At 34.8% G+C, this 2,673-nt stretch carries 2 protein-coding genes and 1 pseudogene; all 3 read left to right on the top strand.

All coding sequences use genetic code 11. The features are described 5' to 3' along the window. Nucleotides 1-1,161 (top strand): annotated as a pseudogene (locus B2145_RS02285) (class I SAM-dependent DNA methyltransferase); the annotation flags it as partial. A gap of 76 nt (nt 1,162-1,237) precedes the next feature. Continuing rightward, complete coding sequence (locus B2145_RS02280) at nt 1,238-1,993, top strand: abortive infection family protein (protein ID WP_291097683.1); 756 nt, start codon at nt 1,238-1,240, stop codon at nt 1,991-1,993. 96 nt (nt 1,994-2,089) lie between these two features. Then, nucleotides 2,090-2,673, top strand: a 584-nt coding sequence (locus B2145_RS02275) for a hypothetical protein (protein WP_291097681.1), incomplete at its 3' end; no start/stop codon positions are given.

The raw sequence follows: 2,673 nt of genomic DNA, 5'->3' as shown, positions 1-2,673 counted from the left end.
GTAGGGGTAATAAATAAATTTCCTACACATAAAAACCTATTTAACCAAGAAAATCATAAATTAAGTCAATTATCGATTCAAAATGTAGAAATATCATCATCCGAATGGAATAGTAAAGAAATCTCATGGGGTTTCCTCCAAAACGAACTCATTCGTGTCAAAGCTCAAGATCTGGAAGAAACCTATGATTTATACCAATACTACTGGAAAAATAAATTCATTCAACTCCATAGAAATGAAGAAGAACTTAACAGTCAGTTTATAGAAATATATGGATTACAGGAGGAATTGAGACCCGAAGTTCCATCGGAAGATATTACCATTCTAAAAGAAGAAACCATAATTCGAAACGGGCAATTGGTTTTTAAAGAAACAGAGGTCTTTGCTCAATTTATGAGTTACGCCGTGGGTTGCATGTTTGGACGGTATTCCTTAGACAAGGAAGGCCTAGTCCTTGCCAACCAAGGCGAAACATTGGAGGATTATCTAGAAAAAGTAGCACTGAGCGAAGTCGAAGTGTCGTTCCTTCCCGATGGAGACAATATTATTCCCGTACTTGATGACGAATGGTTTGAAGATGACATTGTGGGGCGTTTTTACGCTTTCTTAAAAGCCAGTTTTGGCACAGCCAATTTTGATAAAAACTTGGCTTTTGTAGAAGAATGTTTGGGTGCACCCGTTCGCAAATACTTTGTAAAGGATTTTTACAACGACCATATCAAACGCTACAAGAAAAGACCCATTTACTGGATGTTCTCTTCTCCAAAAAGTTCATTTAATGTGTTAATCTACATGCATCGCTATTCATCGGATACGCTAAACAATATACTAAACGGTTACCTCATCGAGTACCGGGAAAAACTAAATACACATAGCGAACATTTAGACCATTTGATAGTTTCCGGTTCATCAACAGAGCAAACCAAAGCCTCCAAAGAAAAGGACAAACTTAAATTGGTATTGTTAGAGTTAAAAGAGTACGAAAGAGAAATCTTGTATCCTCTAGCAACCCAGCGTATCAACATCGATTTAGATGAAGGCGTCTTGGTTAATTACAATAAATTTGGCAGTGCAATAAAAGAAGTAAAAGGGCTGAATGATAAAGCCACTAAAAAGAAAGTAATAGCTTTTGATTGGATAAATAAGGACGATATTAGGTAATTGCTCTTAGATATTAGCAATTGGTTTCCTGCTAACGTAGCAAACAATAGAAACTAAACAAATTCAAACAAACAATATGTTGACAAGACCAGAAATTTATATGGTAACAAATTCCTATATTGGAGTTAATGGTGGTTATCTTGGCGACTTTTCATATAGAACACACGAGGAATTTTATCTGTATTTTTGCGACATAAATATTTCACCATCCGCTTATGAAGGAACAACAAGACAGCGGTTTTTAACTATACTCGAAAAAGCAGACACTTTAACTCAAGCAAAAATTTTAAAAGGAGTTCTTAAAAAATATCCCGTTAATTTTTTTCCTGAGGAAGATAGAGAAGTGAAACTACGAATAGCGACAGAAATTGAAGGTTTCATTAGAAGGCTTGAGGTTGGACAAGCGGTTGCTTCTGAGCAATTAGTTGTCACAAATGAGACCGTTGAAAGAGCAATTCAAGACACCAAAATACTTTTAGAGACAAATGGTGCAACAAGTAGTGTTGACAGAATTCACACAGCATTGCACGGTTACCTTAAAGAAGTTTGCAAACAAGAAAAAATAACCTTGACTGACGATGAAAATTTAACGCAAGTTTTTAAGAAACTGAAAGCAAGTCATCCTAAATTGCAATTAGGCGGACCAAGACAAAATGACATTGACCATATAATTAATTCATTCAGTAATACTCTTGACAAATTAAATCCTATCAGAAATAAAGCAAGTTTATCACATCCAAACGAGGAATTATTAGAAGAAGACGAAGCAATGTTTGTTGTTAATTCAGCACAGACAGTATTGAACTATTTGAACAGAAAGTTTAAAAAATAAAATACAGAGAAAAACGCCAGCAGGTAAATATTAGAAATTAGGAGTTAGTTATTAGGCTAAAAGCTAAGCTCTAAAATCTAAAAGCTTAGAAAAACAATGAATAAAATAGAAGAAGCACTCAATAAACTATTCGAAAAACATCGTGTTATCTTTTGGTATGATGAAAAAGAAGAATTAGTAGAACAATATCAGGAACTCAACTTCCTGGAGGCAAAAAAAATATATGTTCAGGGTAATGAGTTTGAGATAAAACACCTCATCAACAAACAGGCACCGGAAGGAAATTTTTTGCTCTATTTTACTGGAGCCAAACCAGCCAATGAAGACAATTGGTTATTAGATATGGAATTGGCACATCAAATATTTAATACCGACCAAGAAGCCATGTTCCTTCAAGAAATGGGTTTAGGCTATCATTTGAAAGAATTGGTAACCGAACATCTTGAATTCTTCAAGGCAAAAGAAAGAAGAGTAAAACTTAAAGAATTCTTAGGCGATGGTGATGAACACCAAGCAATAAGATACAAGATGTTAGCGGTGGTATTTGGAACAGAAAACATCAGTTTAGTAACTTACATTCATGCACATGGAGCGGCATTTTCTGAGGGTAACGAAAAATATGATGTAGCCTTGCAACGCTATAATTTAACCGATTACTATTGGGGAGAAATTAAAAGAAA

The sequence above is a fragment of the Flavobacterium sp. UBA5153 genome, from assembly GCA_002413745.1.
In the GTDB taxonomy this organism is placed as follows: Bacteria; Bacteroidota; Bacteroidia; order Flavobacteriales; family Flavobacteriaceae; genus Flavobacterium.
This window is presented reverse-complemented; position numbering and strand designations above follow the sequence as displayed.

Excerpts from the sequence above, each read along its gene's own strand:
- B2145_RS02280 (WP_291097683.1), top strand. The coding sequence starts at position 1,238 with ATGTTGACAAGACCAGAAATTTATATGGTAACAAATTCCTATATTGGA.